This is a genomic window from Pseudomonas sp. S44 (assembly GCF_016624805.1).
GTDB lineage: Bacteria > Pseudomonadota > Gammaproteobacteria > Pseudomonadales > Pseudomonadaceae > Aquipseudomonas > Aquipseudomonas machongensis.
The window spans coordinates 68,748-92,104 of sequence record NZ_JACVTY010000015.1 but is presented as its reverse complement, the minus strand read 5'-3'; the positions used below and the strand labels follow the sequence as shown (position 1 = coordinate 92,104).

Sequence of the window (23,357 nt, the reverse complement as noted above, 5' to 3'; positions counted from 1 at the left end):
AAGCGGCGTCGGGCACGGCTTGCCTGCGCCCGGCGTTCGCGCTGCACATAACAACAAGAAACGAGGAGCACACAGCATGTCTTGCAAACGGTCTTCTTTCGCTCCCGGGCTGATCGCCCTGGCGCTGGCCCCCCTGACCAGCCAGGCCGCTGGCCTGATCGAGGATTCCCATGCGCGCCTGGAAATGCGCAACATCTACTTCAACCAGGACAACCGCAGCGGCAGCGCCAACCCGTCCAAGCAGGAGGAGTGGGGCCAGGGCTTTCTGTTCGACTTCACTTCCGGCTACACCGAGGGCGCCGTCGGTGTCGGTGTCGATGCCCTGGGCATGCTTGGCATTCGTCTGGATTCGGGCAAGGGCACCCACTACAACCCGCAGAGCACCAACCGCGGTGGCCTGGTGTTTCCCACCGACAGCGATGGCCGTGCGGTGGACGAGTTCAGCACCCTGGGCATGACTGGCAAGCTGCGCGTTGCCAAGACCGAGGCGCGGCTCGGCACTTTGCGTCCGAAAATGCCGGTGCTGACCCTCAACGACGGTCGCCTGCTGCCGGAAACCTTCGAAGGCCTGCAGGTCACCTCGCGCGACCTGGACAACTTCACGTTTACCGGTGGGCAGATCCAGCGGGTCAAGAGCCGCAACTCGTCGAACAACGAAGGCATGGCGATTGCCGGGGCGGGCGGGCCGTTCGGCAAACGCAGCAATGCGTTCAACTTCTTCGGCGTCGACTATGCCGTAAGCCGCGACCTGACCTTGCAGTACTACTACGGTGAGCTGGAGGACTTCTATCGCCAGCACTTCGTCGGCCTGGTGCACCAGTTGGCCTTGCCGGTGGGCAGCCTCAAGACCGACCTGCGCTATTTCGACAGCGGCCCTTCGGGGCGTAACGGCAGCGTGGCTGGGCGTGCCGAGGGCTACCGCAGTGCTGGTTTCGGCAACAACGGCAAGGTCGATAACCAGGCGTTTGCCGGGCTGTTCACCTACAGCCTCGGCGGCCACGGTTTCAGCCTGGGCTACCAGCAGCTTGAAGGCGACAGCGACTTTCCCTTCGTCAACCAGGGCGATGGCTCGGCCACCTACCTGATCACCGACCGCCAGACCGGTGCACGTTTCCAGAAAGCCGGCGAGCGGACCTGGGTGGCGCAGCACACCTACAACTTCGCCGCTGTCGGCATTCCGGGCCTGACCACGCTGCTGGCCTACCAGCGCGGCGACAACATCAAGTCGGCGCAGGGTGACCAGCATGAGTGGGAGCGCGATTTCTGGGTGACCTACGCAGTGCAGGGCGAGATGTTCAAGGGGCTGTCGTTCTCCTGGCGCAACGCCAGCTTGCGCAGCACCTACGCCAACCAGCGTGACCTGGACGAGAACCGTCTCTACATCACCTACAGCCTGCCGTTGTTCTAAGGCACAGCCCGCGCCACTTTCGTGGGCGCGGGCTTGCTCGTGAACGGGCGCTACTCCTGCTGCACCGGGTGCTGTGGCCACCCGCCGGCAAGTGCGACGAACAGGTCCACGGCGCGGGTGGTGCTGCCCGCCTGGCTGTCGGCTTGCTGGAGCTGCGCTTCGTAGAGCGAGCGCTGTACGTCCAGCAGCTCGAACAGCTCGATGGCACCAGCTTCGTAGCGGGCACTGGAGAGGTTGGCCGCGTTCTGCCAACCATCGGCCGCGCTGGTCAGGCGCAGCGTCTGCTCCTTGCTCCTGGCCAGGCGCACCAGGGCATTCTCGACATCCTCCAGCGCGACCAGCACGGTCTGCTGATACCCCGCCAGGCGACCGGCCGCTTCGGCGTCGGCCGCTGCGATGCGGCTGTTCACCCGCCCCACGTCGAGGAACGACCAATCGATGCCCAGCAGAGCCAGGTTCGATTCGCTGGCGCCGCCATACAGACCTGTGCCCGTGAAGGCATAGGTACCAAGCGCGGCGCCAAGGCTCAGGCGCGGGAACAGGTCGGCAGTGGCGACACCCACCCGGGCGGTGGCGGCGTGCAATTGCTGTTCGGCTGTGGCGACATCCGGTCGGCGCCGGACAATCTGCGCCGGGGTGCCCGGCTCGATGGCCGCCGGTATCCGTGGCATGTCGACCACATGCTGCAGCTGCGCATCGAGCGCTGCTGGCGCGAGCCCGGCGAGCACTGCAAGGCGGTGCTTGTCGACGGCGATGCGCGCCTGCAACTGCGGCATGCGCGACAAGGTGGTGTCGAGCTGGGCCTGGGCCCTGGACAGGTCGTAGCTGGAGCCACGCCCGCCCTGCAGGCGCCCCTGCACGACGGCCAGGGTCTGACGCTGGCTTTCGGCGTTGGCGTTGGTCAGCGTGAGCATCCGCTGCGCTGCACGCAGGTCGATGTAGGTCGTCGCCACCTGGCTGACCACCGCAACCTGCATGGCCTGCAGATCGCTTGCCCGGGCGGCGGTCTCGGCCTGCTGCGATTCGACTGCACGGCGCACGCGCCCGAAGAAGTCCAGCTCCCAGCCCAGCACGGCTTTGTTGGCGTACAGGTCGTGGCTGCGGCTGGCGCCGTTGGCCTCGTCGCTGGCCAGGCGCTGGTGACCGGCCTGGGCCGACAGGGTGACGGTCGGGGCCTGGTCGAAGCGGGCCAGGCGCAGCAGGGCATTGGCAGCGTCGTAGTTGGCCAGTGCTGTGCGCAGGTCGTAGTTGCTTGCCAGTGTCGTATTCACCAGGGCTGTGAGCTGCGGATCGTCGAAGCGCGTCCAGAACGCGTCGTCGGCAGCGCTGGCCTGTGGCTGCACGGCAGGCGTGGCCGTTGCCTGGGAGAAGCTGTCGGGTACCTGCGGGGTCGGGGGGCGATGGTAGTCCGGGCCTACGGCGCAGCCCTGCAGGAGGGCCAGCACCGCTGCCAGCGACCAGTTTGCCGGCTTACTCATGGATCAGGCCCTCGGTGCTGTTCGGCGCCATGTGCGACGGATGGTTGGGGATGGTGGCGCCGAGCTTGCGCAGCACCACGTAGAACACCGGTGTCAGGAACAGACCAAAGAACGTCACCCCGAGCATGCCGCAGAACACGGTGACCCCCGTGGCATGGCGCACTTCGCTGCCCGCGCCGGTGCCGACCAGCAGCGGCACGGCGCCGGCGATGAAGGCTACCGAGGTCATGATGATGGGGCGCAGGCGCAGGCGACATGCCTGCAACGCCGCCTCGACGGTGCCTTGGCCCTGCATCTCCAGCTCGCGGGCGAACTCCACGATCAGGATGGCGTTCTTGCAGGCCAGCCCCATCAGCACCACCAGGCCCACTTGCACGAACACGTTGTTGTCACCGCCGGCCAGCCACACGCCGGTCAGCGCGGCGAACATGCAGATCGGCACGATCAGGATCACCGCCAGGGGCAAGGTCCAGCTCTCGTACAGGGCCGCCAGTACCAGGAAGGCCAGCATCACGGCGACGGGGAAGACGATCGCTGCGGTGTTGCTCTGGGTCACCTGCTGGTAGCTGAGGTCGGTCCATTCCAGCTCGATACCGCGCGGCAGGGTGCGGGTAGCGATCTGCTGGAGCTTCGCGATGACCTCGCCCGAGGACAGCACCCGCGGGTCGGCATCACCGATCAGGTCGGCGGCCGGGTAACCGTTGTAGCGCATCACCGGGTCCGGGCCGAAGGTCGGCACGATATCGACCACCGCGCTGATCGGCACCATCTCGCCCTGCAGGTTGCGCACGCGCAGGCTGCCGATGTCCGCGGCGTTCTGGCGGAACGGGGTGTCGGCCTGGGCCACGACGCGGTACACGCGGCCGAGCATGTTGAAGTCGTTGACGTAGACCGAGCCCAGGTAGGTCTGCAAGGTGTCGAAGATTGCGGTCAGTTCCACGCCCTGGGCCTGGGCCTTGGTGCGGTCGATCTTCACTTGCAGCTGCGGAATGTCCGACTGGTAGGAGCTGACCGGGAAGGTCATGCCCGGGGTGTTGGCCACCTCGGCCTGGAACCGCTCGAGCGCCTTCTGCAGGGCGGCGTAGCCCAGCCCGCCGCGGTCGGTCAGGAACAGCGAGTAGCCGGAGCCGTTGCCCAGGCCCTGGATCGGCGGCGGCAGCAGCGCGTAGGCCGAGCCATCCTTGATCGCGGCGAACTTGCGGTTGAGCTCGGCGTTGATGTCTGCGGCGCTGCGTGTGCGTTCGGAGAATGGCTTGAGCAGCACGTAGGAGGTCACCAGGTTGGGCGTGGTGGTGTTCTGCAGGGCGTTGGAGCCGACATAGGAGTTGGCGTAGGCCACCCCTTCGATGCTCGAGGCGATGGCCGACATCTGTCTGGCGACCGCATCGGAGCGGGCCAGCGAGGCGCCGGGCGGCAGGGTGGCACCGGCGAACAGGTACAGCTTGTCCTGATTGGGGATGAAACCGTTGGGGATGACATTGAACAGCACACCCGTGGCTCCCAGCAGTACGGCGTAGACCACGAACACCAGGCCTCGTCGCGGCAGGATGCGGGCGATGCTGCCTTCATAACGCTGCGAGCTGCGGTTGAAGAAACGGTTGAACGGACGCAGCAGCCAGCCCAGGGCGGCGTTCATCAGGCGCGTCAGGCGGTCGGGTGGCGTGTCATGGTGGCGCAGCAGCTTGGCTGCCAGGGCCGGCGACAGGGTCAGCGAGTTGATGGTCGAGATCACCGTGGAGATGGCGATGGTGACGGCGAACTGCTTGTAGAACTGCCCGGTGACGCCGCTCATGAAGGCCATCGGCACGAACACTGCGCACAATACCAGGCCGATTGCCAGGATCGGCCCCGACACCTCGCGCATGGCCTGGTGTGCAGCCTGCAGCGGCGTCAGCCCCAGCTCGATGTTGCGCTCGACGTTTTCCACCACGACGATGGCGTCGTCCACCACGATGCCTATCGCCAGCACCAGCCCGAACAGGGTCAGGGTGTTGACCGAGTATCCGAGCAGGTAGAGGAAGGCGAAGGTGCCGACGATCGACACTGGCACGGCAATCAGCGGAATGATCGAGGCGCGCCAGGTCTGCAGGAACAGCACCACCACCAGCACGATCAGGACCATGGCCTCGAACAGCGTGTGCTGTACGGCGCTGATTGATTCACGGACGAACACCGTCGGGTCCCAGACGCTGGTGTAGCTCACGCCTTCGGGGAAGTCCTTCGATAGGCTGTCGAGCTTGGCGTAGACCGCGTTGGCCACCTCGATGGCGTTGGCGCCGGGTGTGAGGAAGATGCCCACGGCCACTTCCTGGTTCTTGCCGCGGAACACGCGCAGGGTGTAGTCGCCGGAGTCCAGCTGCACCCGCGCCACATCCGACAGCCGCGTTACCTGTCCGTCGCGCCCGTTCTTGAGCACGATGTCGGCGAATTCCTGTTCGGTCTTCAGGCGGCCCTGGACGTTGATCGAGATGAGGAAGTCGTTGTCCTGCGGCGAAGGCTCTGCCCCCAGTTGCCCGGCCGAGACCTGCACGTTCTGCTGGCGGATGGCGGCAATGGCGTCCTGGGCGGTGAGGTTGCGCGCGGCGAGCTTGTGCGGGTCGAGCCAGATGCGCATGGCGTAGTCGCCCGCACCGTAGAGGATGACGTCGCCGATGCCGGGAATGCGCGACAACTCGTCCTTCACATGCAGGCGCAGGTAGTTGCGCAGGTACAGGGCGTCGAACTGGTCGTTGGTCGAGTACATGTCGACGAACATCAACGGCGTCGGCGATTGCTTCTGGGTGGTCACTCCGTACTGGCGCACCGACTCGGGCAGGCGCGACAGGGCCTGACTCACCCGGTTCTGCACCCGCACCGCGGCGGTGTCCGGATCGACCTTGGCGTTGAAGGTGACCACCACCTGCAGCGTGCCGTTGGAGCTGGCGACGGACTTGAGGTAGATCATGTCTTCCACGCCGTTGATCGCTTCTTCCAGCGGCACGGCGACGGACTCGGCGATTTCCTTGGGGTTGGCACCGGGGTAGGTGGCTTTCACCACGACGGTGGCGGGCACCACTTCGGGGTATTCACCCACTGGCAGCAGCGGGATGGCCACCAGGCCCGCGGCGAAAATGATGATCGACAGGACGATCGCGAAGATCGGCCTGTCGATGAAGAACTTGGAAAAGTCCATGGCTGGAACCCCTGGCTATTGCTTGTCGTGTTGCGCGGCACTGGAAACCTGAAGTTCGCGGGTGTCGCCGGAGAGTGCGTGGGGGGTGACCGGGCTGCCGCTGGCATGCACGTTCTGCAGGCCCGAGACGATGATGCGGTCGTCTGCGACCAGCCCCGAGCGGATGACGCGCTGGCGCTCGATGCGCTGAGCGGTTTCGACGTAACGGCGTTCGGCCTTGTTGTCGCTGCCAAGCACGTAGACGTACTGCTTGTCCTGGTCGGTGAGGATCGCCCGGTCTGGCACCAGGGTGGCCAGCGCCGGTTCGCCCACGGCCAGCTGGACCTTCGCGTACAGCCCGGCGGTGAGCAGGCGGTCGGGGTTGCGCACGGTCGCACGGGCGCGCAGCGTGCCGGTACTGGCGTTCACCTGGTTGTCGATGAAGCTCAGCTCGCCGCTGTAGGGATAGTCGTCGTCGCTGGCAAGGCCGATGCGCACCTCGGTGCTGGCGGCCTGCCTGAGGGCTTTCTGGTATTTCAGGAAGCTGTGTTCGTCGGGGTCGAAGTAGACGTGCACCGGGTCCTGGGAAACCACGGAGGTGAGCACGGACTGGTCGGCGACGGCAAGGTTGCCGAGCGTCAGTTGAGCACGGCTGGTGCGCCCGTCGATGGGCGCGCGCACTTCGGTGAACTCAAGGTTCAGCGCCGCCGTGGCGACGGCGGATTCGGCGGCGCGAACCTCGGCCTGGCTCTGCTCGCGGGCCGAGCGCTTCTGTTCGGCTTCTTCACGGGAAACGGCGCTGCTCTTGAGCAGTTGCTGGGCGCGCAGGTCTTGCTGGCTGGCGAACGCCAGCGACGCCCGGGCCCGTTCCAGTTGGGCGCGGGCGCTGTCGAGCGCGTTGCGGTAGGGGCGTTGGTCAATGACGAACAGCAGGTCGCCTTTTCTGACTTCGGCGCCTTCGCGGTAGGCCACCCGGGTGATGTAGCCGCCGACGCGGGGCAGGATCGCTACCGTCTCGGTGGCGCTGACCCGGCCATTGAACGTGTCCCAGGTCTTGACCCTTTGCTGGGTGACCGGGATCACTTCGACATCGGGGGCACTGGCGCTGGCGGCCTGGCTGGATTCTGGGTTGCAGCCACTGACCAGCAAGGCCGTGGCGATCATTCCGGTAACGGCGACTAATCGGGCGCGCACAGGATCATCCTTAACGAGGGGATTGATGGGCGGGACTCAGCACGCAGGCGCTGTGCGTGGTTGGCTATCGTCGGCGGCAGGCTGCTTTTGCCTGGCCTGCTGCTCGGCGGCCTGCAGTGCCTCCTGCTGCTTGTGTCTTTCAATGTCCTTGGCTTGCTCGGCAAAGGTGGCGCGCAAGCGTTCATGGAAGCGTTCGAGGGCTTCGCCACCGTCGGAGGCTTGGGCGAAGAAGGGCAGGGCAGAGGCCAGCAGGACAAGGACCTTGAAACTGTTTTTCATGGCGTTCTCTCAAATGACGCGCACAGCGAGGCGCTAGATAGGATTCGGTAGGTGGAGTGGCAGGCGGTCGATGAGGGCGTTTATCAGGGCCGGTCAATCATCTGCCACGCAGACGAGCGCACTTTAAGAGAAGGTGTTTCACGGATAAACTAGCTGAATTCGTTTTATTCTTACGGGATCTCGGACAATGGCATTCGATCGACTGGAAGCGATGCGCGCCTTCTGCCGCATCGTCGAAGTGGGCAGTTTCAGCCGCGCGGCAGAGTCGCTGAACCTCGCCAAGACCACGGTTTCAGGCCAGGTCCAGGCGCTGGAGAACCTGCTGGGCATCAAGCTGTTGCACCGCACCACGCGCAAGGTCTCGACCACTACTGAAGGTGCGGCCTACTACCAGCGTGCACGGGTCATCCTCGAGGATGTGAACGAGCTGGAGGCCTCGGCATCGCAGAGCTGTGGCGCAGTACGTGGGCGGGTCAAGGTCGAGATGCCGTCGCCGGTGGGGATCTTGCTGGTGGTGCCGGCATTGCCGGATTTCGCCGCCAGGTTTCCAGATATCGTGCTGGATGTGCGTTGCAGTGAACGCGTGGTGGATTTGGTGCAGGAGGGCGTGGATTGTGCGATCCGTGGCGGGCACGTGGCAGACCAGGACCTGGTCTGCCGGCCAATCGGGGTGATGCGGTTCTGCTTCTGCGCCGCGCCGTCCTACCTTGCCTCGGCACCGCCGCTCCAGGTACCGGCTGATCTGCCACGCCATCGCCATCTGGGCTTCAAGTTCCCGGCGACCGATCGCCGCTACATCCCCACCCTCACTCGCGGCGACGAGCATTTCACCCTCGACCATCCACCGGCCATGTACTTCAACAGCGGCAGCGCCACGGCCGCTGCCGTGGTCGCCGGGTTGGGCGTGGCCTTCCTGCCCAGGGCCGAGGCTGAGGTGCACATCCGCAGCGGGCAATTGGTCGAGGTGCTGAGCGATTGGCAGATGGGCACCATGCCGATGTCGTTCGTCTACCCGCCGACCCGGGCGTTGTCGGCGAGGGTCCGGGCGTTCGCCGACTGGGTGACGGCGCTGATGGCAGAGGATCCGGTGTGGGCACCGGTCAGGTAGCGTCGGGTTGAATGCCGCTGCGCTGCACGAGCATTCACGCGCGATCACCGCCAGTGCTACAGTCGCTTCTTTTTTGCCCCGAGGATGGAACATGCGAGCACTACTGCCGATGACTGCAGCCCTGATGTTGATTGGCTGCGCTTCGTCGACCATGGAGGCCGCGCGCAACGGCCAGCCCAGCGCGCGCCTCGACTCGCAGAAAGCGCCGGAGTTGGTGGCCCAGTGCATCCAGTTCAGCTGGCAGGAAGAATCGCGCTTCGGCGTTGACGCCAGTGGTTACCTGGAAACGCGCAAGGGTGGTGGCTTGACGGTGTACACCCGCGAGGCGGAATCCTTCGTTGACGTCTACCCGCAGGCTGGCGGGACCCGGGTCGATTACTACGCCCGCAAGAACGACATGGTTGCGCTGCAGCGCAAGGCTGCTGCGGCAACCTGCCTGTGAGTCAGCGAGGCATGTAGCGCAGTTGCCAGCGCCGTGGAATCTTCCACGAGACCACGGCGAGCAGCAGGGCGGTCAGCGCGCTGGCCAGCAGCGCCGCTCGCTCGAAGCGTTGCTCCAGCAGCACACCCAGCACTGCGCCGATGAACATGCCGCTCCAGGGCACCAGTTGTACGCGCCACCCCAGCCGTTGTTGGCCCAACAGGGTGCGGCCCAGCCCGCGGCCGAACCGCGACAGCGCGCCGGTGACGTAGGTCAGGCCGATCGGCAGGCCGTTCACTTCCTCGACCACCGCATTGATCATGCCCATCGCGGTCACCGCCGCCAGTAGCGCGAGCAGTTGCATGGGCTCTGGCAGCATGCCGGCGACCGCCAGCAGCAGGGCGATCACACCCAGCAACGGCCAGTGGCGCCGGCCGCTTCTGGCGGCAACGATCACCCCCAGTGCGTTGCCCAGCACGAACGCCGCGATCACCAGCGCCAGGCGCAGCACCGGCCCCAGCTCGGCGCTGCCCAGCGAGACCGCCAGGCGCGTGGTGTTGCCGCTCATGAACGAAACGAAATCGCCCGTGGCCATGAAGCCGATGGCATCGGTCATGCCGGCGAGTACCGACAAGGCGGCAACGAAATACAGCCCCACCGTGCCGCGGCGCTGTACCCGCTGTTGACGCTGGCTGTCGAGTGACGCACTTCCCGGTAGCATCGCAGCTCTCCCCCTGAATCAGCCCAGCCGTGCCTCGAGCCTGGCGATATGTGCTTGCAGCCGTTCATGTTCTTCGCGTTCGGCGGTGATGTTCGCGAATACGCTGATCAGGTGCTCGGGTTGGCCGTCGGCCTGGCGTTGCAACGAAGTACGCGCGCGGACCCACAGGTAGTGGCCGTTTTTGTGGCGTACGCGCTTTTCCACTTCGTAGCGGTCGATCTCGCCGTCAAGCAGGCGCTGCAGCAAGTGCAGGTTGTGCGGCAGGTCGTCGGGATGGGTCAATTGCTGGAAGGTGGTGCCGTAGAGCTCGTCTTCGCGGTAGCCCAGCAGTTCGCAGAAGCTGCCGTTGACCCGCTGCCAGCTGCCGTCGGGATCGATGTAGGCCAGCGCGCCCCAGGCGAACTCGAAGATGGTGCGAAAGCGCGCCTCGCTCTGGCGCAATTCTTCTTCGGCGACTTTGCGTTCGGTGGTGTCCATGCTGATGCCGACCATCTTCACCGCGCGCCCGGCGCTGTCGGCCAGCACGGTGGCGCGCGAGGCGATCCAGCATTGGCTGGCGTCGGGGCGGGTGATGCGAAAATCGCATTCGCAACCGGTGCCGTCGGCGACGGCCTGAGCGTACATGGCCTGCATCGGCGGAATGTCGTCCGGGTGGATATGTGCCCAGAACTCTTCGTTGCGCTGCACGGGCCAGCCATACACCGCCTCGACGTTGGGCGAGTAGGTGACTTCATCGGTGACCAGGTTCCACTCCCAGGTGACGATGCGTGCGCCTTCCTGGGCCAGTTTCATGCGGGTTTCACTTTCCATGATCTCGGCGGTGTAGCGGCGCCGCACGTCGGTCATCGGCAGCTCTACCACCTCGGCCTGCTGCACGCTCTGCAAGGCTTCTTCACCGTAGCGCAGCCAGATCCAGTTGACCTTGAGAAAGGCGGCGAGCTTGCGCAGGTTGTCGTAGTCGATTTCGCCACCGCGAGTCCACTTGTGCACCGCAGTGCGTGAAATGCCCAGGGCGGTGCCCACGGCTTGCAGGGTCAGCTTGTGGTGTTCGAGCAATTCCTTGAGGCGAAAGGCAAAGCTGTTTTCAACCATGGGGCGGTTCCTGGAAGCGGGCCGGAAACGCGAGTATACCCGAGCCGTAAACTTCAGGTTGACGGGCAAATGCGGTTTTTTCTCATCCGGGTACTCCTCGCATCGTTCATAAATTGTTATGTTATTACATGAAATTTAGGAGCGTCGTTGATGAAAGTTTCCCCCGCCCGGTTCTACCTGGGTTTTTCCCTGTCTGTGTTCGGCCTGCCTGGCAATGCAGCCGAACCTGTAATACTCGAGGCCCTGACCGTCAGCGACAGTCATCTGCAGGAGCGCGCCGACGGCCCTGTGCAGGGCTATCGCGCCACCCGCTCGAGCACCGCGACGCGCACCGATACCGATGTGCGCGACACGCCGCAGAGCATCGCCGTGGTGCCCAGTCAGGTGCTTGAAGACCTCAACAGTACGCGCATCGACCGTGCCCTGGACTTTGCCGGTGGCGTCACCCGGCAGAACAACTTCGGTGGCTTGACCTTCCTCAACTACAGCGTGCGCGGTTTTACCACCGGCGAGCTGTACAAGAACGGCTTTGCCATCAACCGCGGCAGCTACAGTGCACCGGACACCTCGACCATCGAGCGCATCGAGGTGCTCAAGGGCCCGGCCGCCAGCCTGTACGGGCGCGGCGATCCGGGTGGCCTGGTCAATATCGTCAGCAAGCGTCCGCAGGAGGAGGCGTTCACGCGCCTGAAGGCCAGCGCCGGCACCTGGGATCGCTACCGCGGCAGCCTCGACGTCAACACGCCGCTGGACGAGGAGGGGCGCCTGCTGTCGCGCGTCAATCTGGCAGTGGAAGATAACGGCAGCTTTCGCGATCACGTCGACAGCCGCCGACAGATCGTCAGCCCGTCGCTGAGCTGGCAACTCGACCCTGACACACGGTTGTTGCTGGATGCCGAATTCTCGCGCACCGAGTCGGTGTTCGACCGGGGTATTCCGGCGGTCAACAACCAGTTGGGATCCGTGAAGCGCTCGACCTTTCTCGGCGAGCCCAACGACGGCCACATTCGCAACGACAACCAGACCCTGGACCTGGCCCTGGAACGCTACCTGAACGACAGCTGGAAACTGCGCCTGGCCAACCACTACACCCAGGGCCACCTGCGCGGCAACAGTTCGGAGCCGTCGCGGGTGGTCGGCCAGGCGATCAGCCGTTTCTACCGCGAACGCAATTTCGAGTGGAACGACAACATTACCCAGGCCGAACTGCACGGGCAGTTCGATTTCCTCGGCTGGCAGCACCAGAGCCTGATCGGCCTGGAGTACGAGAACTACCGCAACAGCCAGAAATACCCACAGAGCGCTACGTCGCTCGGCTATGGGCTGGATATCTACCAGCCGGTCTACGGCCAGCCCAAGCCGCCGCTGATCAACCCCAATGACTTCTTCGAACGCACCGAAAGCCAGGCGCTCAACCTGCAAGACCAGATCATCTTCGACGAGCGCTGGCGTGGCCTGCTCGGCGTGCGCCTGGAACGGGTCGAGCAGACGGCGCTGAACCGTGCCACCGGGGTAAGCAACAGCCAGGTCAAGGAAGTCGCTACGCCGCGAGTGGGGCTGTTGTATCAATGGACGCCGGAAGTGGGGGTGTTCGCCAATGCTTCCACCTCGTTCAAGCCCAACGCCATCGGCACCCAAGGCCAGGTGTACAAGCCGGAGAAGGGGCTGGGCTACGAGACGGGTCTGAAGCTCGACCTGTTCGACAGCCGGCTCGGTGCGACTGTGGCGTTGTTCAGCATCGACAAGGAAAACGTCGTCACCACCGATGCCTTTGGTGAAAGCATCGCCGCGGGCAAGGCGCACAGCCAGGGGCTGGACGTGCAGTTCAGCGGTCAGCTCACCGAGGCCGTGCGGGTAATCGGTGCCTATGCCTATATCGATGCCGAGGTCACCAAGGGCGATGCCGCACTGCCCAAGGGCAGCGACCTGCTGGGCATTCCTCGGCACAGCGGCAGCCTGATGGTGGTGCACGAGTTCCAGAACGGCTGGCTGCGTGGCTCGGATGTCGGCGCCTCGGCCAACTACGTGGGTGAGCGCTCCGGGCAGGCGGGCGGCGACCTGCGCCTGCCGGCGTACAGCACGCTGGACTTGCTGGCGCACTACAAGGCCAGCGAGCAGTTGAGTTTCGGGGTGAACCTGAACAACGTCTTCGACCGCAAGTACTACGAGCGCGGCTATAACGCGGCGTGGAACATGCCGGGCGAGCCGCGCAACCTGAGTGTGAGCATGAGTCTGTCGCTGTAACCTGAGGGACCGCAAAGCGGTCCCGAACCAAGCCCCTCATCAACCCCGCTGCATCCACCCCGGGCAGCGGTCCTCGAACGAGTGCCCGGTCGGCACCAGGTGCTCGTCGTCGATCTCATCGAAACACCCCAGCAGCAACGCCACCGTTGGTGCATCGTCGATTGCTCCTATCGAACTGCCGCAGCTTCGGCAAAATGCCCGGCTGGAATAATCCGAGGAGCGCCAGGTGTCAGGCGCACCGCCGACACCTACCCAGCGCACTTGCGCACGATCGAACTCCACCCAGCTCGCCACCAGTGCTCCGGTGTGCTGCTGGCACCAGCGGCACGAGCAGTGGTGGGGATTGCCCGCTGGCCCATCGGCCTCGAAGCGGATCGCACCGCACAGGCAGCCGCCCTTGTAGGTCTTCATGCTGGCGTTCTCTCCTTGAAGGCTGGTTGTCGGCCTGCCCCCTGGCCGGTTAACGTGGCGGTTTTTCGCACAGGGAAGTGTCCATGAATCCGTCACTGGAACTCAACCGCGCCAATTGGGACGAGCGGGCGCCATTGCACGCCGCCTCGCCGGGCTATGAAGTCGAATGCTTCGTGCAGTCTGCCACGCATCTTTCGGAAGTCGTGCGCTTCGACCTGCCGCGCCTGGGCAATATACAGGGCCTCAAGACCCTGCACCTGCAATGCCACATCGGCACCGACACCTTGTCGCTTGCGCGGCTGGGCGCGCAGGTCAGCGGGCTGGACTTTTCGCCCGCATCGCTGGCGCAGGCGCGGTTGCTGGCAGAGCGCTGTGGCACCGATATCGACTATGTCGAGGCGGATGTCTACCGTGCCAGCGACGTGCTGCCCAAGGCGAGCTATGACTTGATCTACACCGGGATCGGCGCATTGTGCTGGCTGCCGGACATCCAGCGCTGGGCGCAGAATGTCGCGGCATTGCTCAAGCCGGGCGGACGGCTGTTCCTGCGTGAGGGGCACCCGATGTTGTGGACGCTCGACGAAACCCACGCCGATCGCCTGCAGGTCGACTTTCCGTACTTCGAGCATGAGGCGCCGCTCATCTTCCACAGCGACCAGACCTACGTCGAAAGCGAACATCGCCTGGCGCAGACCGAGACCCATTCCTGGAACCGCGGCCTTGGCGAAATCATCACGGCGCTGCTTGAACAAGGCATGCAATTGACCGCCCTGGTCGAGCACCCGAGCATCCCGTGGGAGGCGTTGCCTGGGCAGATGCTCAAGGGCGCCGACGGCGAGTGGCGCCTGGCCGAGCGGCCCGAGCGCCTGCCGTTGAGCTACACGCTGCAGGCGCGCAAGGGCTGATCAGGAAAGGAAACCGCCGTCGACGTTGAGTGCGGTACCGGTGGTATAGCTCGACGCGTCGCTGGCCAGGTACAGCACCGCGCCGGCCATCTCGCTCGGGTCGGCCACGCGCTTGAGCGGAATCTGCTGCAGGGCGGCGTTGAGGATGGCGTCGTTCTTCACCAGTGCCGAGGCGAACTTGGTGTCGGTCAGGCCCGGCAGCAGGGCGTTGCAGCGGATGCCGAACTGCGCGCACTCCTTGGCGAAGACCTTGGTCATGTTGATCACCGCAGCCTTGGTCACCGAGTAGATGCCCTGGAACAAGCCCGGTGTCACGCCGTTGATCGACGCTACGTTGATGATGCTGCCACCGCCGTGCTCGCGCATCAGCTTGCCGGCTTCCACCGACATGAAGAAGTAGCCGCGGATGTTCACGTCGACGGTCTTCTGGAAGGCGCTGACGTCGGTGTCGAGTACGTTGCAGAACTGCGGGTTGGTGGCGGCATTGTTGACCAGGATATCCAGGCGTCCGAACTGCTCGCGGATGCCGGCGAACACTTGCTGGATCTGGTCCAGCTCACCGATATGGCAGGCCACCGGCGTAGCCTTGCCGCCGGCTGCGATGATTGCGTCGGCGACCTGCTGGCAGCCGTCGAGCTTGCGGCTGGAGACGATCACATGGGCCCCTTGTTGAGCCAGCAAATGGGCGATGGCTTCGCCGATGCCGCGGCTGGCGCCGGAAACGAAGGCGATCTTGCCGTCAAGGTCGAACAGTTGGGTCTTGGACATGCTGGTTTTCCTTGTTGTCGCCGGTTACAGGGTGGATTTGCCGATCAGTTGCAGGCTCATCTGCTCCAGCAGCCGGTTCATGTGGATGAACTGGGCGAAGCGTTTGTCCTGGGTCTGGCCGTGGAAGAAGCGGTAGTAGATCTGCTGGACGATCCCGGCCAGGCGGAACAGGCCGTAGCAGTAATAGAAGTCGAAGTTGTCGATGCGAATGCCGGCGCGCTCGGCGTAATAGTCGACGAACTGGCGGCGGGTCAGCATGCCGGGGGCGTTGCTCGGCTGGCGGCGCATCAGTTGCACCGGTGCCGGGTCGTTGGCCTCGATCCAATAGGCCAGGCTGTTGCCCAGGTCCATCAGCGGGTCACCGATGGTCGCCATCTCCCAGTCCAATACGCCGATGATGCGCATGGGGTTGTTGGCATCGAGGATGACGTTGTCGAAGCGGTAGTCGTTGTGCACGATGCCAGGGCGCGCGTGGTCGGCGGGCATCTTCTCGCGCAGCCAGGCGATCACCTCTTCCCAGCGCGGCGCATCCGGGGTCAGGGCTTTTTCGTAGCGGCTCGACCAACCTTCGATCTGACGCTGCACATAGCCTTCGGGCTTGCCCAGGTCGGCCAGGCCGCAGGCGTTGTAGTCGACCTGGTGCAGTTCCACCAGACGGTCGATGAAGCTCTTGCACAGCGCCTCGGTGCGGCTGGCGTCGAGGTTCAGCTCCGGGGGCAGGTCCGAGCGCAGGATGACACCCTCGACCCGCTCCATCACGTAGAACTCGCCGCCGATCAGCGATTCGTCGGTGCAGTGCACATAGGCCTTGGGGCAGAACGGGAAGCCGTCGTTGAGCTGGTTGAGGATGCGAAACTCGCGGCCCATGTCATGGGCCGACTTGGCCTTGTGCCCGAAGGGCGGACGACGCAGCACGAACTCGCGCTCGGGGTAGGCGACCAGATACGTGAGGTTGGAGGCGCCGCCGGGGAACTGGCTGATGCTCGGGGTGCCTGCGAGGCCCGGGATATGCGCCTTGAGGTAAGGATCGATGATGGCTGCATCGAGTTCTTCGCCGGGGCGGACCTGGGTGGACTGGTCGGTGAGCGTCATGCGTATTCCTTATTCTCGGTCGCAAGGATCATTGGCTAATCTAATGGCCAACCTGGGTTGGGACAAGCGTGCCAAACGTCATATCGACGCGGGTGTTGCTGCGCGATCACTGCCCCTGATGAATGGTGCATGCAGGCTGCGGGCAAAAAAAAACCGAAGCCGGTCAGGCCTCGGTTTTCTTCAAGCGCGTGTTCGCATCACTCAGGACGGGAACAGCTCGCTCAGCTTCATCGACAGCATCATGTCGCCTTCGACGCGCAGCTTGCCGCCCATGAAAGCCTGCATGCCATCGGTCTCGCCACTGACGATGCCTTTGAGGGTTTCGCTGTCCAGAACCAGGGTGCAGTTGGCGTCAGGGTTCTCGCCTTCCTGGATCTCGCAGGTGCCGTCCTTGACGAGCAGGGCGTAGTGCTTGTCTTCGTCGGTGATGTTGAAGCCGAACACCAGGTCCAGGCCGGCGGCGGCGGCAGGGTTGAACTTGGCTTTCATCGCTTCGACTGCTTTAGCTACGTCGCTCATGGTGTATTCCTTGTTGGGTGAAAGTCGCGTGCACGGGGCACAACAGGCCGGGCTCATCGATAGGTGAGAAGCTCCGGCATCCGCAACAGCTGCACGTGGGCCTGGCTGTTGAAGGAGGTCAATGCCACGTCGCGGCCACGGAACTTCAGGTGGCTGAGCGACGTGTTGATGATCTGCCAGTTCAGCGCGAACGCCTGGGCTGGGGTGATTCCGGTGACCAGGTGGAGCAGGGCGGCGATGCTGCCACCGGAGGTGAAGATGGCAATGTTGTCACGGCTTGAGGCTTGTGCCAGGACGCGTTGCAGGCCGGCACCAACGCGCGCTGTGAACGCGGTCCAGGTCTCCAGGCCATCGTGAGCCTCGTGCTCGCCGTCATGCCAGCGCTGCACCATCAGCGCGAACAGACGCTGGAACTCGCTGCGATTCTGCGCAGCATTGCGCAGCACGTGCAGCGCCTCGGGCTCGTCTGGCAGCAGGGCAGGGAGCAGGGCGCGGATCACGCCGTCGGCATCGAACTCATTGAAGGCTGCGTCGGTCTCTATGGCCGGGATCGCGCAGCCGGTAGCGGCCATTGCGTCGAGCGTCAGCCGCGCGGTGTCCTGCTGGCGCCGCAGGTCGCCGGCCACGCAGCGATCCAGGTGCAGGTCCAGTTGAGCCAGGTGCTCACCCAACGCCTGACTCTGGCGCACACCCAGCGGCGACAGGACATCGTAGTCGTCGGCGCCGAAGGAGGCTTGGCCATGTCGGATCAGGTAGATGTTGCCCACTGGAATGTCCGGCCGGGATGGAGGTTGCTGCGAGGTTAGGATGCGCCAGAGAGGCTGTCAATGAAAAAACATACAAGCGTTTGAAAAGGTTGTTTGAACTGTGTTGCCAGCATTTTCCCATGCTGGCGGCAGCCCAGGCGCACCGGTATGCTTGCATCAGTTTCGCGTCGTGCAGGCGCAGGTTCATTAAGGAGTCAATGTGGAGTTTCTTGCCGAATACGCAAGCTTTCTCGCCAAAACCGCCACTGTGGTGATCGCCATCCTGGTCATCCTTTCGGGTATCGCCAACCTGCGTGGCAAGGGTCGACGCAAGCCCGGCGGGCAATTGCAGGTCACTCGCCTCAACACCTTCTACAAGGAGCTGCGCGAGCGCCTGGAAGCTGGCCTGCTCGACAAGGCCGAGCTCAAGGCCCTGCGCAAGCAGCAGGCCAAGACGGAAAAACAGAAGAAGAAAGGCAAGGCCAAGCCCGAGGAAAAGGGCCGGGTCTTCGTGCTGGATTTCGACGGCGACATCAAGGCCTCCGCCACCGAGAGCCTGCGCAACGAAATCACTGCGCTGCTCACCCTCGCCACCCCACGTGACGAAGTGGTGCTGCGCCTCGAGAGCGGTGGCGGGCTGGTGCACAGCTACGGCCTGGCTGCCTCGCAGCTGGCGCGTATCCGCCAGGCCGGCATTCCGCTGACCGTGTGCATCGACAAGGTCGCGGCCAGCGGCGGCTACATGATGGCCTGTATCGGCGAGAAGATCGTCAGTGCGCCGTTCGCCGTACTTGGCTCGATCGGCGTCGTCGCGCAGCTGCCCAACGTCAATCGCTTGCTGAAAAAGCACGACGTCGACTTCGAGGTCTTCACGGCCGGCGAATACAAGCGCACCGTCACCGTGTTTGGCGAGAACACCGAGAAGGGCCGGGAGAAATTCCAGGAAGACCTGGATATCACTCACCAGCTGTTCAAGGACTTCGTCGCCCGCTACCGCCCACAGCTGCACATCGACGAAGTCGCCACCGGCGAAGTGTGGCTGGGTGTTGCCGCACTCAACCGCAAGCTGGTCGACGAGCTGCGCACCAGTGACGAATACCTCAGCGACCGCGCCCACGACGCCAACCTGTTCCACGTCCGCTACGCCGAGCGTAAATCCCTGCAGGAGCGCATCGGCGTGGCCGCCAGCGGTGCCGTGGAGAACACCTTGGTAGGGCTTTGGAGCAGGCTTGGCCGCTTGCGCTAACACCTTGAACCCCTTGAAGATTTTTTTCTTCAGGGGGGTTGCAAGGTGAGGGGAATGCCGACATAATGGCGTCCATCGAAACGCAGCTCACTTGAAAAAGCTGAGCAGTTTCAAGGAGATAGCGAAAGCTGACTCCGAACTTTGAGGCCGAGTAGCAAAGTGGTTATGCTCCGGATTGCAAATCCGTCTACGCCGGTTCGATTCCGACCTCGGCCTCCACCATTCGAAAGCCCCGCAGATTAACGTCTGCGGGGCTTTTCTTTGTGCGCAGAAAATCCAGATCGTTTCCGCATCTTTAGGCATCGTTTCCGCATCAGCCCTCTATTTGGTCGGGCTGACCACCTCGCCGACGCGGCGATAAACGCGCTTGGTGATTTCCTCCTTGGAGTGCCCAAGCAGCCGACTGGCGTGGCTGATGTCTTCAATCTCCGACGCCGCCTTCGGTCGGATATCGCGGAACTGGAACTGCCGAACTTTGATGGCCAGGTCTGTGTTTCCGTCGGCAGTAAGCTTGCGCGCAGCCCTGTCCCGGGCTTCGCTGAAGCGGTTCCTCAGCATTTCCCAGCTCATGCGCAGGCCTGAGTCGTTGGTGATGAGGCGTGAGTTGCGCACACCCTGCAGCTTTCGCCGCTCCAGAAGCGCCTCGATGAACAGGCCAAGGCCGGTGAGCTCACCGTTGACGTGCCGCCGGATGCGCAGCTTCTTGTCGGTCTTGTTCTGATCGACCCACAGGTAGTCCTCGTCCAGATCGACGGTGCTGAACTTCAGGGTGTCTGCTGGGCGCTGCCCGGCCAGGTAGGCCAGATCCATGGCATCTTTGAGGCCCTGGTCGCCTTCGGCATACACCGCATCCCAGATTTCGTCGGCCGCGTAGAAGTCGCGCACCTTCTCCTTATTGCGGCGAACCGCCAGGCATGGGTTGCGCTCTGCAAATCCCCATTCCATAGCCATGGTGAAGACGTGGGATAGAAGGGCGATCTCCCGGTTTGCCCGGGTCTTCCCGCTGCGGGCGTCCCGGTACTGGGCAATGACAGGCGGGTTGATCGCCTCAATGGGGGCGTCAGCGAACGCCTTGCGCAGGCGCTCCAGCTCGTATTTGTTGTCCTTTTGCGTGCGTGGGGACTTGCCCGGGATGATGTCCCGCTCGTAACGGTCAAACAGCTCGCCCATCGTCGCCATCACTTTCGGCTTCGCCCTGTGCTCCAGGCGGGCCCACTCCAACTTGGCCTCAGCGAGGTCAGTCCCCAGCGGCACTTCCTGCCGCTTCCCTTCAGCATCCCTCCCGTCGTAGTAGTAGCCAACCCACAGCTTGCCGCTTTTTAGCTTGCGGACCCGCCGCAGCATTCTGGGCGGCAGGTCCTTGTTCGATGCCTTCCTGTTGCGCATCCTTTACCCCACGCGCGATAAGTCCAATGTCCAGGTTTCAGTTGTTGCATTCGTCGCGTTTGGCTTCACACCGGCCATCTTGAGCCTGGCGTATACCCGGCCAACAATGGGCCGCCTGGCCCGGGTGAGCGTGTACTGCCAGCCGTTGTTGGCCAGCCAGGCGATTTGTTTGCTCGGGATCTGGTAGCCGGTGATGCGGATCACCTCTTCCTCGTCGAGAAACTCGCTTGCATGTTCCATGGGATGGTCTCCACGCCGCCGGTGGCGGCAGTTTTGTGGTCAGTCGCAGCTGCTGGAGCTGGATCCGCTGTCGCCGGAACTGCTGCTGTCGCTCGACGAAAAGCTGCTGCCGCTGTCGTAGCTGCTGTAGTCCCGGCTGCTGCACGAACTGCTCGAGCGAGCCGGTTCGTAGCTGTCCGCCAGATGTATGGGATGCATAGGGCTGACTGGGCTCATGGGGTTGAGCGGGTCGAGCATCGGGTCTTGCCGGCCAGATGCGGGGCTGTGGCCGCGGGCATACCCGGTAGGGCCGAGCGCGGCGCGTTGTGCTGGCTTCTTCTTGCGCTTGAACAGGCGGGCCAAGAAATTGAACATGAGTCTCTCCATGCCCGCAGTCGGCGGGCTTGAGTTGTTGGGGGAGGGGTTAGGCTTCTGGTTCGAAGCAGCGTTTGTAGCGCGCGCGGTAATCGTCGCGCTCCAGGTTGTCGAGCAGCTCTTGCTCGCGGCCGTCGGCCCACATCTGCTGATGACGCTTATTGCACGTGAAGCCGGTGTCCGACTCGCTTTCGCCGTCAACCCATTCCAGCCACTTGCAGGTGTTGCAGTTTTTGCTCATCGCGGCCCCTTGCGATCAGGTAGGCCATGTAGGCGAGGGCGATCATGATTCCACCGTCTTTGGCTCAAGCCTAGCCAGGCGATCGCGCAACGAGTTGATTTCCTCCTGATACTCATCGGCCAGCTTGGCCAGGTCGTCGAAGTTGATCCAGTTGCCGTGCTTGTCTGGAACGCGGATGACGCTGCCTTTTTCATCATCACCGCCACGCCAGAAGTTGAACCTGGGGAGTTTGTGGGCTTTGTCCCAGAGGTCATAGCCTTCGCGGGTCTTGATATCTCTCATTGGCATAGCTCCTTGGGCACCTGGACGAACTCGCCCAGCTTGTACCGCACGAATCCTCGGCAGAACGCGACCAGGGCTGTGGGGCCGTAGCACCAGATACCCGCACCCTCCGGGCCGCCGCTGTGGCCGGCATCCCCGACCATGCCTGGATAGCTATGGACGCTGCCGCGGTGCTTGTCGATCAGCGGGCCGCCGTGCTCCCAGTTACTGGAAGGGCGATAGCCGAAGCCCTCGGCCGCACCGCGGATGCTGACGCTGGTAGGGTCGGTTCGGGTGCGCCAGATTGTGGTCCTGCACTCGGGGTCTGAGCCGAAGCCATCAGCAATGGCCACAGCCCAGTCCAGCGCCGCGCCGGCCAGGTTGGATACCCTCACTTCGATCAGGTCGGTCATTCCTTCACCTCAATCGCAACGTCGTCATGAATCCATTCAATGCCGAGCAGATCGTCCTCAGTGATCTGGTCCTCCCTGGTGTCGCTCATGCTCACCAAGTCTTGAACCTCATCATCCGGCACGTTCTCCATGACTTTCCGGAAGTTCACTACCGCCTTCCCGGTCAGAATGACTGTTTTGCTCACAGCTGATACCTCTCATCAATCCATGCCGCCGGCGAGGCAGCGGGTGTAGGTTCGGGTTGGGTTTCGTGCGGGGAGAGCTGGCGCTCGTTGCCTGCGCTGAGCTGGCTGTCGGGGATGCAGCTGATGCCGACGTGGTTGAGGATGTAGCAGGTGACGCCGCGCTGGCTGTCGTGCTGCACGTCGATGACGTTCTCTTGGGCGCTGGCGCCGGTGGCCAGCAGCGCGAGGAAGAGGGCGAGGCGGGTCATGATCTGCTCCCGATGGATGCAGCCGCCTCTACGATCGCCCGGCGAGTGGCCCGGAAGGGATCATCGCCGTGGTAGATGTCGAACTCGCCGAATCGCTCGGCATCCACGACTGTGTACGGGTCGGTATCGCCATCAAATGGCTCGACAATGTGGATCTGGATGCCCAGGCGATCGCCCCGTCCCATGAGTACGGCCAGGCGCAGTGCGTCACCATCGTTGATCAGCGGGTTCCAGTGAGCACGTACACCCGACTGACCTTTCAATCGGAATGGCCACTTCGGGTCGCGGCAGGTGCATGGCTCGATCTCAAGGCGTGCTGCTTTAGCGGCCAGCTTGAGCAGTTCGAGGTCGCGTTCGTCTACTTCGGACACAGGCATTCCTTGGCCGCCATATCGCGGCAGTGAATTGATTCAGTGATTGGGAAATTGATAGCTATTGGCCGGGCATGCTGTAGCCTGTAATGACACTTCATCACTACTAGGCCCAGCCATGCGTAATCGCGGTACGGTTTACTGGGATTGGGCCAACCCGGAGTTGCACTTTCGCAACTACGATGAGCGCCTTGCCTGCGGCACCCTCATCAACATCCAGGTCCGCACCTCCAAAGAGAACGTCACCCAGCTCTTCTTCGGTATCTATGGCCAGAATGGTCTGATGCTTCTTGAAGAAAGCTACCCAAATTGCAAGGGACAGACGATGACTGCTGCCATGGCATGGGCGCTGGAGCGCGCCAAGGGCTGGGTATTGGAGCAGAGCCTCCATCCTCGCTGAGTGAATAGAGGGGAGAGGGGTTACAGCTGGGTGGAGTACAAATGTGCTCTTACGGCTCTGGGGCGCCGATCAGAAGCATCCGCACTTTGGGCAAGAACCAGCAACTAATTTGATCCGTCCTTCGCAGCGGGCGCACTCCTGGGGCTTGTGGATGGCGTAGAGGGGAATGCTGTAGGCGCTAGTGTTCCAGCCCTGCAGGTCGCTTTGTTCCTTGTGCTTCGCGTGCATCACGCTCAGACCGCTCTCGATCATGTACCACACTGGATTCCCCAGCCGATCCTCGACGGGCTGATCAAGCACGCTTTGCCAGTATTCGGCATGCGGCGAGGGGTATGGGTGGGCTTGGTAGGAAAGGAGCTTGACCAGGCGCTCGAGCTCGTCGCGCGGCACACTGACCATCTCTGTGTTGCTGGATCGGTTTTCTGTGGGCATGGGGATACCAATTTTTGTATGCTGCACGACTGCTGGCTAACTG

The 23,357-nt window shown here is 63.5% G+C and carries 28 protein-coding genes and 1 tRNA gene; 8 read left to right on the top strand and 21 right to left on the bottom strand.

The features are described from left to right. Positions 1–76: 76 nt before the first annotated feature. Positions 77–1,408 (top strand): OprD family porin, encoded by a 1,332-nt coding sequence (locus IAE40_RS13605; RefSeq protein ID WP_200603357.1) that lies wholly within the window; start codon positions 77–79, stop codon positions 1,406–1,408. A 50-nt stretch (positions 1,409–1,458) separates the two neighbouring features. Here the strand turns inward: IAE40_RS13605 and IAE40_RS13600 are convergent, their stop codons facing one another. From IAE40_RS13600 to IAE40_RS13585, 4 genes are read right to left on the bottom strand one after another with little or no spacing between them, the layout of a single operon-like run. Beyond that, on the bottom strand, positions 1,459–2,886 hold the full coding sequence (locus IAE40_RS13600; RefSeq protein WP_200603356.1) for an efflux transporter outer membrane subunit: 1,428 nt from the start codon (positions 2,884–2,886) through the stop codon (positions 1,459–1,461). Then, positions 2,879–6,058: an efflux RND transporter permease subunit gene (locus tag IAE40_RS13595; RefSeq protein ID WP_200603355.1), complete on the bottom strand. Its 3,180-nt coding sequence runs from the start codon at positions 6,056–6,058 to the stop codon at positions 2,879–2,881. The genes IAE40_RS13600 and IAE40_RS13595 overlap by 8 nt, the downstream gene beginning before the upstream one ends. A gap of 15 nt (positions 6,059–6,073) precedes the next feature. Then, positions 6,074–7,231, bottom strand: a complete 1,158-nt coding sequence (locus IAE40_RS13590; protein WP_325167278.1) for an efflux RND transporter periplasmic adaptor subunit — start codon at positions 7,229–7,231, stop codon at positions 6,074–6,076. A gap of 36 nt (positions 7,232–7,267) precedes the next feature. Next, on the bottom strand, positions 7,268–7,510 hold the full coding sequence (locus IAE40_RS13585) for a hypothetical protein (protein WP_200603354.1): 243 nt from the start codon (positions 7,508–7,510) through the stop codon (positions 7,268–7,270). 187 nt (positions 7,511–7,697) lie between these two features. Here IAE40_RS13585 and IAE40_RS13580 point away from each other — a divergent pair, with 187 nt between their 5' ends. Both IAE40_RS13580 and IAE40_RS13575 read left to right on the top strand, forming a co-directional pair. Then, the gene (locus IAE40_RS13580) at positions 7,698–8,618 is read left to right on the top strand and encodes a LysR family transcriptional regulator (RefSeq protein ID WP_054892115.1); all 921 of its coding nucleotides are present in this window, start codon (positions 7,698–7,700) and stop codon (positions 8,616–8,618) included. 91 nt (positions 8,619–8,709) lie between these two features. Further along, positions 8,710–9,060, top strand: coding sequence for a hypothetical protein (locus IAE40_RS13575; protein WP_125929493.1), 351 nt, complete (start codon positions 8,710–8,712; stop codon positions 9,058–9,060). A gap of 1 nt (position 9,061) precedes the next feature. Here the strand turns inward: IAE40_RS13575 and IAE40_RS13570 are convergent, their stop codons facing one another. After that, positions 9,062–9,760, bottom strand: coding sequence for a YoaK family protein (locus tag IAE40_RS13570; protein ID WP_153774869.1), 699 nt, complete (start codon positions 9,758–9,760; stop codon positions 9,062–9,064). An 18-nt stretch (positions 9,761–9,778) separates the two neighbouring features. Further along, positions 9,779–10,852 (bottom strand): helix-turn-helix domain-containing protein, encoded by a 1,074-nt coding sequence (locus tag IAE40_RS13565; RefSeq protein WP_153774868.1) that lies wholly within the window; start codon positions 10,850–10,852, stop codon positions 9,779–9,781. A 150-nt stretch (positions 10,853–11,002) separates the two neighbouring features. Here IAE40_RS13565 and IAE40_RS13560 point away from each other — a divergent pair, with 150 nt between their 5' ends. Next, a complete protein-coding gene (locus IAE40_RS13560) occupies positions 11,003–13,096 on the top strand; it encodes a TonB-dependent siderophore receptor (RefSeq protein ID WP_200603353.1) in 2,094 nt (697 codons plus the stop codon). A 39-nt stretch (positions 13,097–13,135) separates the two neighbouring features. Here IAE40_RS13560 and IAE40_RS13555 read toward each other — a convergent pair whose 3' ends face one another. After that, positions 13,136–13,507 (bottom strand): GFA family protein, encoded by a 372-nt coding sequence (locus IAE40_RS13555; RefSeq protein ID WP_153774867.1) that lies wholly within the window; start codon positions 13,505–13,507, stop codon positions 13,136–13,138. A gap of 83 nt (positions 13,508–13,590) precedes the next feature. On the opposite strand from IAE40_RS13555, the gene IAE40_RS13550 reads away from it, so the two are divergent. Next, positions 13,591–14,412: a class I SAM-dependent methyltransferase gene (locus IAE40_RS13550; RefSeq protein ID WP_151926195.1), complete on the top strand. Its 822-nt coding sequence runs from the start codon at positions 13,591–13,593 to the stop codon at positions 14,410–14,412. Here the strand turns inward: IAE40_RS13550 and IAE40_RS13545 are convergent, their stop codons facing one another. The 4 genes from IAE40_RS13545 to IAE40_RS13530 form a co-directional block, all read right to left on the bottom strand. Then, complete coding sequence (locus IAE40_RS13545; RefSeq protein ID WP_063545458.1) at positions 14,413–15,180, bottom strand: SDR family oxidoreductase; 768 nt, start codon at positions 15,178–15,180, stop codon at positions 14,413–14,415. Positions 15,181–15,204: 24 nt separating this feature from the next. Beyond that, complete coding sequence (locus IAE40_RS13540) at positions 15,205–16,272, bottom strand: phosphotransferase family protein (protein ID WP_197891167.1); 1,068 nt, start codon at positions 16,270–16,272, stop codon at positions 15,205–15,207. Between the two features lie 201 nt (positions 16,273–16,473). Continuing rightward, positions 16,474–16,791, bottom strand: coding sequence for an SCP2 sterol-binding domain-containing protein (locus IAE40_RS13535; protein ID WP_027920549.1), 318 nt, complete (start codon positions 16,789–16,791; stop codon positions 16,474–16,476). Between the two features lie 53 nt (positions 16,792–16,844). Further along, positions 16,845–17,558 carry a histidine phosphatase family protein gene (locus tag IAE40_RS13530; protein WP_153774865.1) on the bottom strand — a complete coding sequence of 238 codons (714 nt, stop codon included), beginning with the start codon at positions 17,556–17,558 and terminating at the stop codon, positions 16,845–16,847. Between the two features lie 199 nt (positions 17,559–17,757). Here IAE40_RS13530 and sohB point away from each other — a divergent pair, with 199 nt between their 5' ends. Beyond that, entirely contained in the window at positions 17,758–18,783 is a 1,026-nt protein-coding gene (sohB, locus tag IAE40_RS13525; RefSeq protein WP_151926198.1) for a protease SohB, read from the top strand. A gap of 145 nt (positions 18,784–18,928) precedes the next feature. Continuing rightward, a tRNA-Cys gene (locus tag IAE40_RS13520) sits at positions 18,929–19,002 on the top strand. 102 nt (positions 19,003–19,104) lie between these two features. Here the strand turns inward: IAE40_RS13520 and IAE40_RS13515 are convergent. Genes IAE40_RS13515 through IAE40_RS13475 form a run of 9 tightly spaced genes read right to left on the bottom strand, consistent with a single transcriptional unit; the run spans position 19,105 to position 22,482 of the window. Beyond that, the gene (locus IAE40_RS13515; RefSeq protein WP_200603352.1) at positions 19,105–20,169 is read right to left on the bottom strand and encodes an integrase; all 1,065 of its coding nucleotides are present in this window, start codon (positions 20,167–20,169) and stop codon (positions 19,105–19,107) included. A gap of 3 nt (positions 20,170–20,172) precedes the next feature. Further along, a complete protein-coding gene (locus IAE40_RS13510; RefSeq protein ID WP_065863443.1) occupies positions 20,173–20,409 on the bottom strand; it encodes a DUF4224 domain-containing protein in 237 nt (78 codons plus the stop codon). A gap of 39 nt (positions 20,410–20,448) precedes the next feature. Beyond that, positions 20,449–20,763, bottom strand: coding sequence for a hypothetical protein (locus IAE40_RS13505; RefSeq protein WP_200603351.1), 315 nt, complete (start codon positions 20,761–20,763; stop codon positions 20,449–20,451). 49 nt (positions 20,764–20,812) lie between these two features. After that, positions 20,813–21,004 (bottom strand): hypothetical protein, encoded by a 192-nt coding sequence (locus IAE40_RS13500; RefSeq protein ID WP_028698342.1) that lies wholly within the window; start codon positions 21,002–21,004, stop codon positions 20,813–20,815. Positions 21,005–21,046: 42 nt separating this feature from the next. Next, positions 21,047–21,286, bottom strand: coding sequence for a hypothetical protein (locus IAE40_RS13495; RefSeq protein ID WP_200603350.1), 240 nt, complete (start codon positions 21,284–21,286; stop codon positions 21,047–21,049). Next, positions 21,283–21,678, bottom strand: coding sequence for a phage protein NinX family protein (locus IAE40_RS13490; protein WP_200603349.1), 396 nt, complete (start codon positions 21,676–21,678; stop codon positions 21,283–21,285). Before IAE40_RS13490 ends, IAE40_RS13495 begins: the two co-directional genes overlap by 4 nt. Then, positions 21,675–21,863 (bottom strand): hypothetical protein, encoded by a 189-nt coding sequence (locus IAE40_RS13485; RefSeq protein WP_200603348.1) that lies wholly within the window; start codon positions 21,861–21,863, stop codon positions 21,675–21,677. Before IAE40_RS13485 ends, IAE40_RS13490 begins: the two co-directional genes overlap by 4 nt. Next, on the bottom strand, positions 21,860–22,111 hold the full coding sequence (locus IAE40_RS13480) for a hypothetical protein (protein WP_200603347.1): 252 nt from the start codon (positions 22,109–22,111) through the stop codon (positions 21,860–21,862). Before IAE40_RS13480 ends, IAE40_RS13485 begins: the two co-directional genes overlap by 4 nt. Next, the gene (locus IAE40_RS13475; protein WP_200603346.1) at positions 22,108–22,482 is read right to left on the bottom strand and encodes a hypothetical protein; all 375 of its coding nucleotides are present in this window, start codon (positions 22,480–22,482) and stop codon (positions 22,108–22,110) included. The genes IAE40_RS13480 and IAE40_RS13475 overlap by 4 nt, the downstream gene beginning before the upstream one ends. A 118-nt stretch (positions 22,483–22,600) precedes the next feature. Here IAE40_RS13475 and IAE40_RS13470 point away from each other — a divergent pair, with 118 nt between their 5' ends. Continuing rightward, the gene (locus tag IAE40_RS13470; RefSeq protein WP_200603345.1) at positions 22,601–22,882 is read left to right on the top strand and encodes a hypothetical protein; all 282 of its coding nucleotides are present in this window, start codon (positions 22,601–22,603) and stop codon (positions 22,880–22,882) included. A gap of 69 nt (positions 22,883–22,951) precedes the next feature. Here the strand turns inward: IAE40_RS13470 and IAE40_RS13465 are convergent, their stop codons facing one another. After that, the gene (locus IAE40_RS13465; protein WP_200603344.1) at positions 22,952–23,314 is read right to left on the bottom strand and encodes a hypothetical protein; all 363 of its coding nucleotides are present in this window, start codon (positions 23,312–23,314) and stop codon (positions 22,952–22,954) included. Positions 23,315–23,357: the final 43 nt, after the last annotated feature.

What these genes read in the sequence shown, in the direction of transcription:
- IAE40_RS13605 (WP_200603357.1), top strand. Translation starts at nt 77, where the DNA reads ATGTCTTGCAAACGGTCTTCTTTCGCTCCCGGGCTGATCGCCCTGGCG.
- IAE40_RS13600 (WP_200603356.1), bottom strand. Translation starts at nt 2,886, where the DNA reads ATGAGTAAGCCGGCAAACTGGTCGCTGGCAGCGGTGCTGGCCCTCCTG.
- IAE40_RS13595 (WP_200603355.1), bottom strand. Translation starts at nt 6,058, where the DNA reads ATGGACTTTTCCAAGTTCTTCATCGACAGGCCGATCTTCGCGATCGTC.
- IAE40_RS13585 (WP_200603354.1), bottom strand. Translation starts at nt 7,510, where the DNA reads ATGAAAAACAGTTTCAAGGTCCTTGTCCTGCTGGCCTCTGCCCTGCCC.
- IAE40_RS13580 (WP_054892115.1), top strand. Translation starts at nt 7,698, where the DNA reads ATGGCATTCGATCGACTGGAAGCGATGCGCGCCTTCTGCCGCATCGTC.
- IAE40_RS13575 (WP_125929493.1), top strand. Translation starts at nt 8,710, where the DNA reads ATGCGAGCACTACTGCCGATGACTGCAGCCCTGATGTTGATTGGCTGC.
- IAE40_RS13570 (WP_153774869.1), bottom strand. Translation starts at nt 9,760, where the DNA reads ATGCTACCGGGAAGTGCGTCACTCGACAGCCAGCGTCAACAGCGGGTA.
- IAE40_RS13565 (WP_153774868.1), bottom strand. Translation starts at nt 10,852, where the DNA reads ATGGTTGAAAACAGCTTTGCCTTTCGCCTCAAGGAATTGCTCGAACAC.
- IAE40_RS13560 (WP_200603353.1), top strand. Translation starts at nt 11,003, where the DNA reads ATGAAAGTTTCCCCCGCCCGGTTCTACCTGGGTTTTTCCCTGTCTGTG.
- IAE40_RS13555 (WP_153774867.1), bottom strand. Translation starts at nt 13,507, where the DNA reads ATGAAGACCTACAAGGGCGGCTGCCTGTGCGGTGCGATCCGCTTCGAG.
- IAE40_RS13550 (WP_151926195.1), top strand. Translation starts at nt 13,591, where the DNA reads ATGAATCCGTCACTGGAACTCAACCGCGCCAATTGGGACGAGCGGGCG.
- IAE40_RS13545 (WP_063545458.1), bottom strand. Translation starts at nt 15,180, where the DNA reads ATGTCCAAGACCCAACTGTTCGACCTTGACGGCAAGATCGCCTTCGTT.
- IAE40_RS13540 (WP_197891167.1), bottom strand. Translation starts at nt 16,272, where the DNA reads ATGACGCTCACCGACCAGTCCACCCAGGTCCGCCCCGGCGAAGAACTC.
- IAE40_RS13535 (WP_027920549.1), bottom strand. Translation starts at nt 16,791, where the DNA reads ATGAGCGACGTAGCTAAAGCAGTCGAAGCGATGAAAGCCAAGTTCAAC.
- IAE40_RS13515 (WP_200603352.1), bottom strand. Translation starts at nt 20,169, where the DNA reads ATGCGCAACAGGAAGGCATCGAACAAGGACCTGCCGCCCAGAATGCTG.
- IAE40_RS13510 (WP_065863443.1), bottom strand. Translation starts at nt 20,409, where the DNA reads ATGGAACATGCAAGCGAGTTTCTCGACGAGGAAGAGGTGATCCGCATC.
- IAE40_RS13505 (WP_200603351.1), bottom strand. Translation starts at nt 20,763, where the DNA reads ATGTTCAATTTCTTGGCCCGCCTGTTCAAGCGCAAGAAGAAGCCAGCA.
- IAE40_RS13500 (WP_028698342.1), bottom strand. Translation starts at nt 21,004, where the DNA reads ATGAGCAAAAACTGCAACACCTGCAAGTGGCTGGAATGGGTTGACGGC.
- IAE40_RS13495 (WP_200603350.1), bottom strand. Translation starts at nt 21,286, where the DNA reads ATGAGAGATATCAAGACCCGCGAAGGCTATGACCTCTGGGACAAAGCC.
- IAE40_RS13490 (WP_200603349.1), bottom strand. Translation starts at nt 21,678, where the DNA reads ATGACCGACCTGATCGAAGTGAGGGTATCCAACCTGGCCGGCGCGGCG.
- IAE40_RS13480 (WP_200603347.1), bottom strand. Translation starts at nt 22,111, where the DNA reads ATGACCCGCCTCGCCCTCTTCCTCGCGCTGCTGGCCACCGGCGCCAGC.
- IAE40_RS13470 (WP_200603345.1), top strand. Translation starts at nt 22,601, where the DNA reads ATGCGTAATCGCGGTACGGTTTACTGGGATTGGGCCAACCCGGAGTTG.
- IAE40_RS13465 (WP_200603344.1), bottom strand. Translation starts at nt 23,314, where the DNA reads ATGCCCACAGAAAACCGATCCAGCAACACAGAGATGGTCAGTGTGCCG.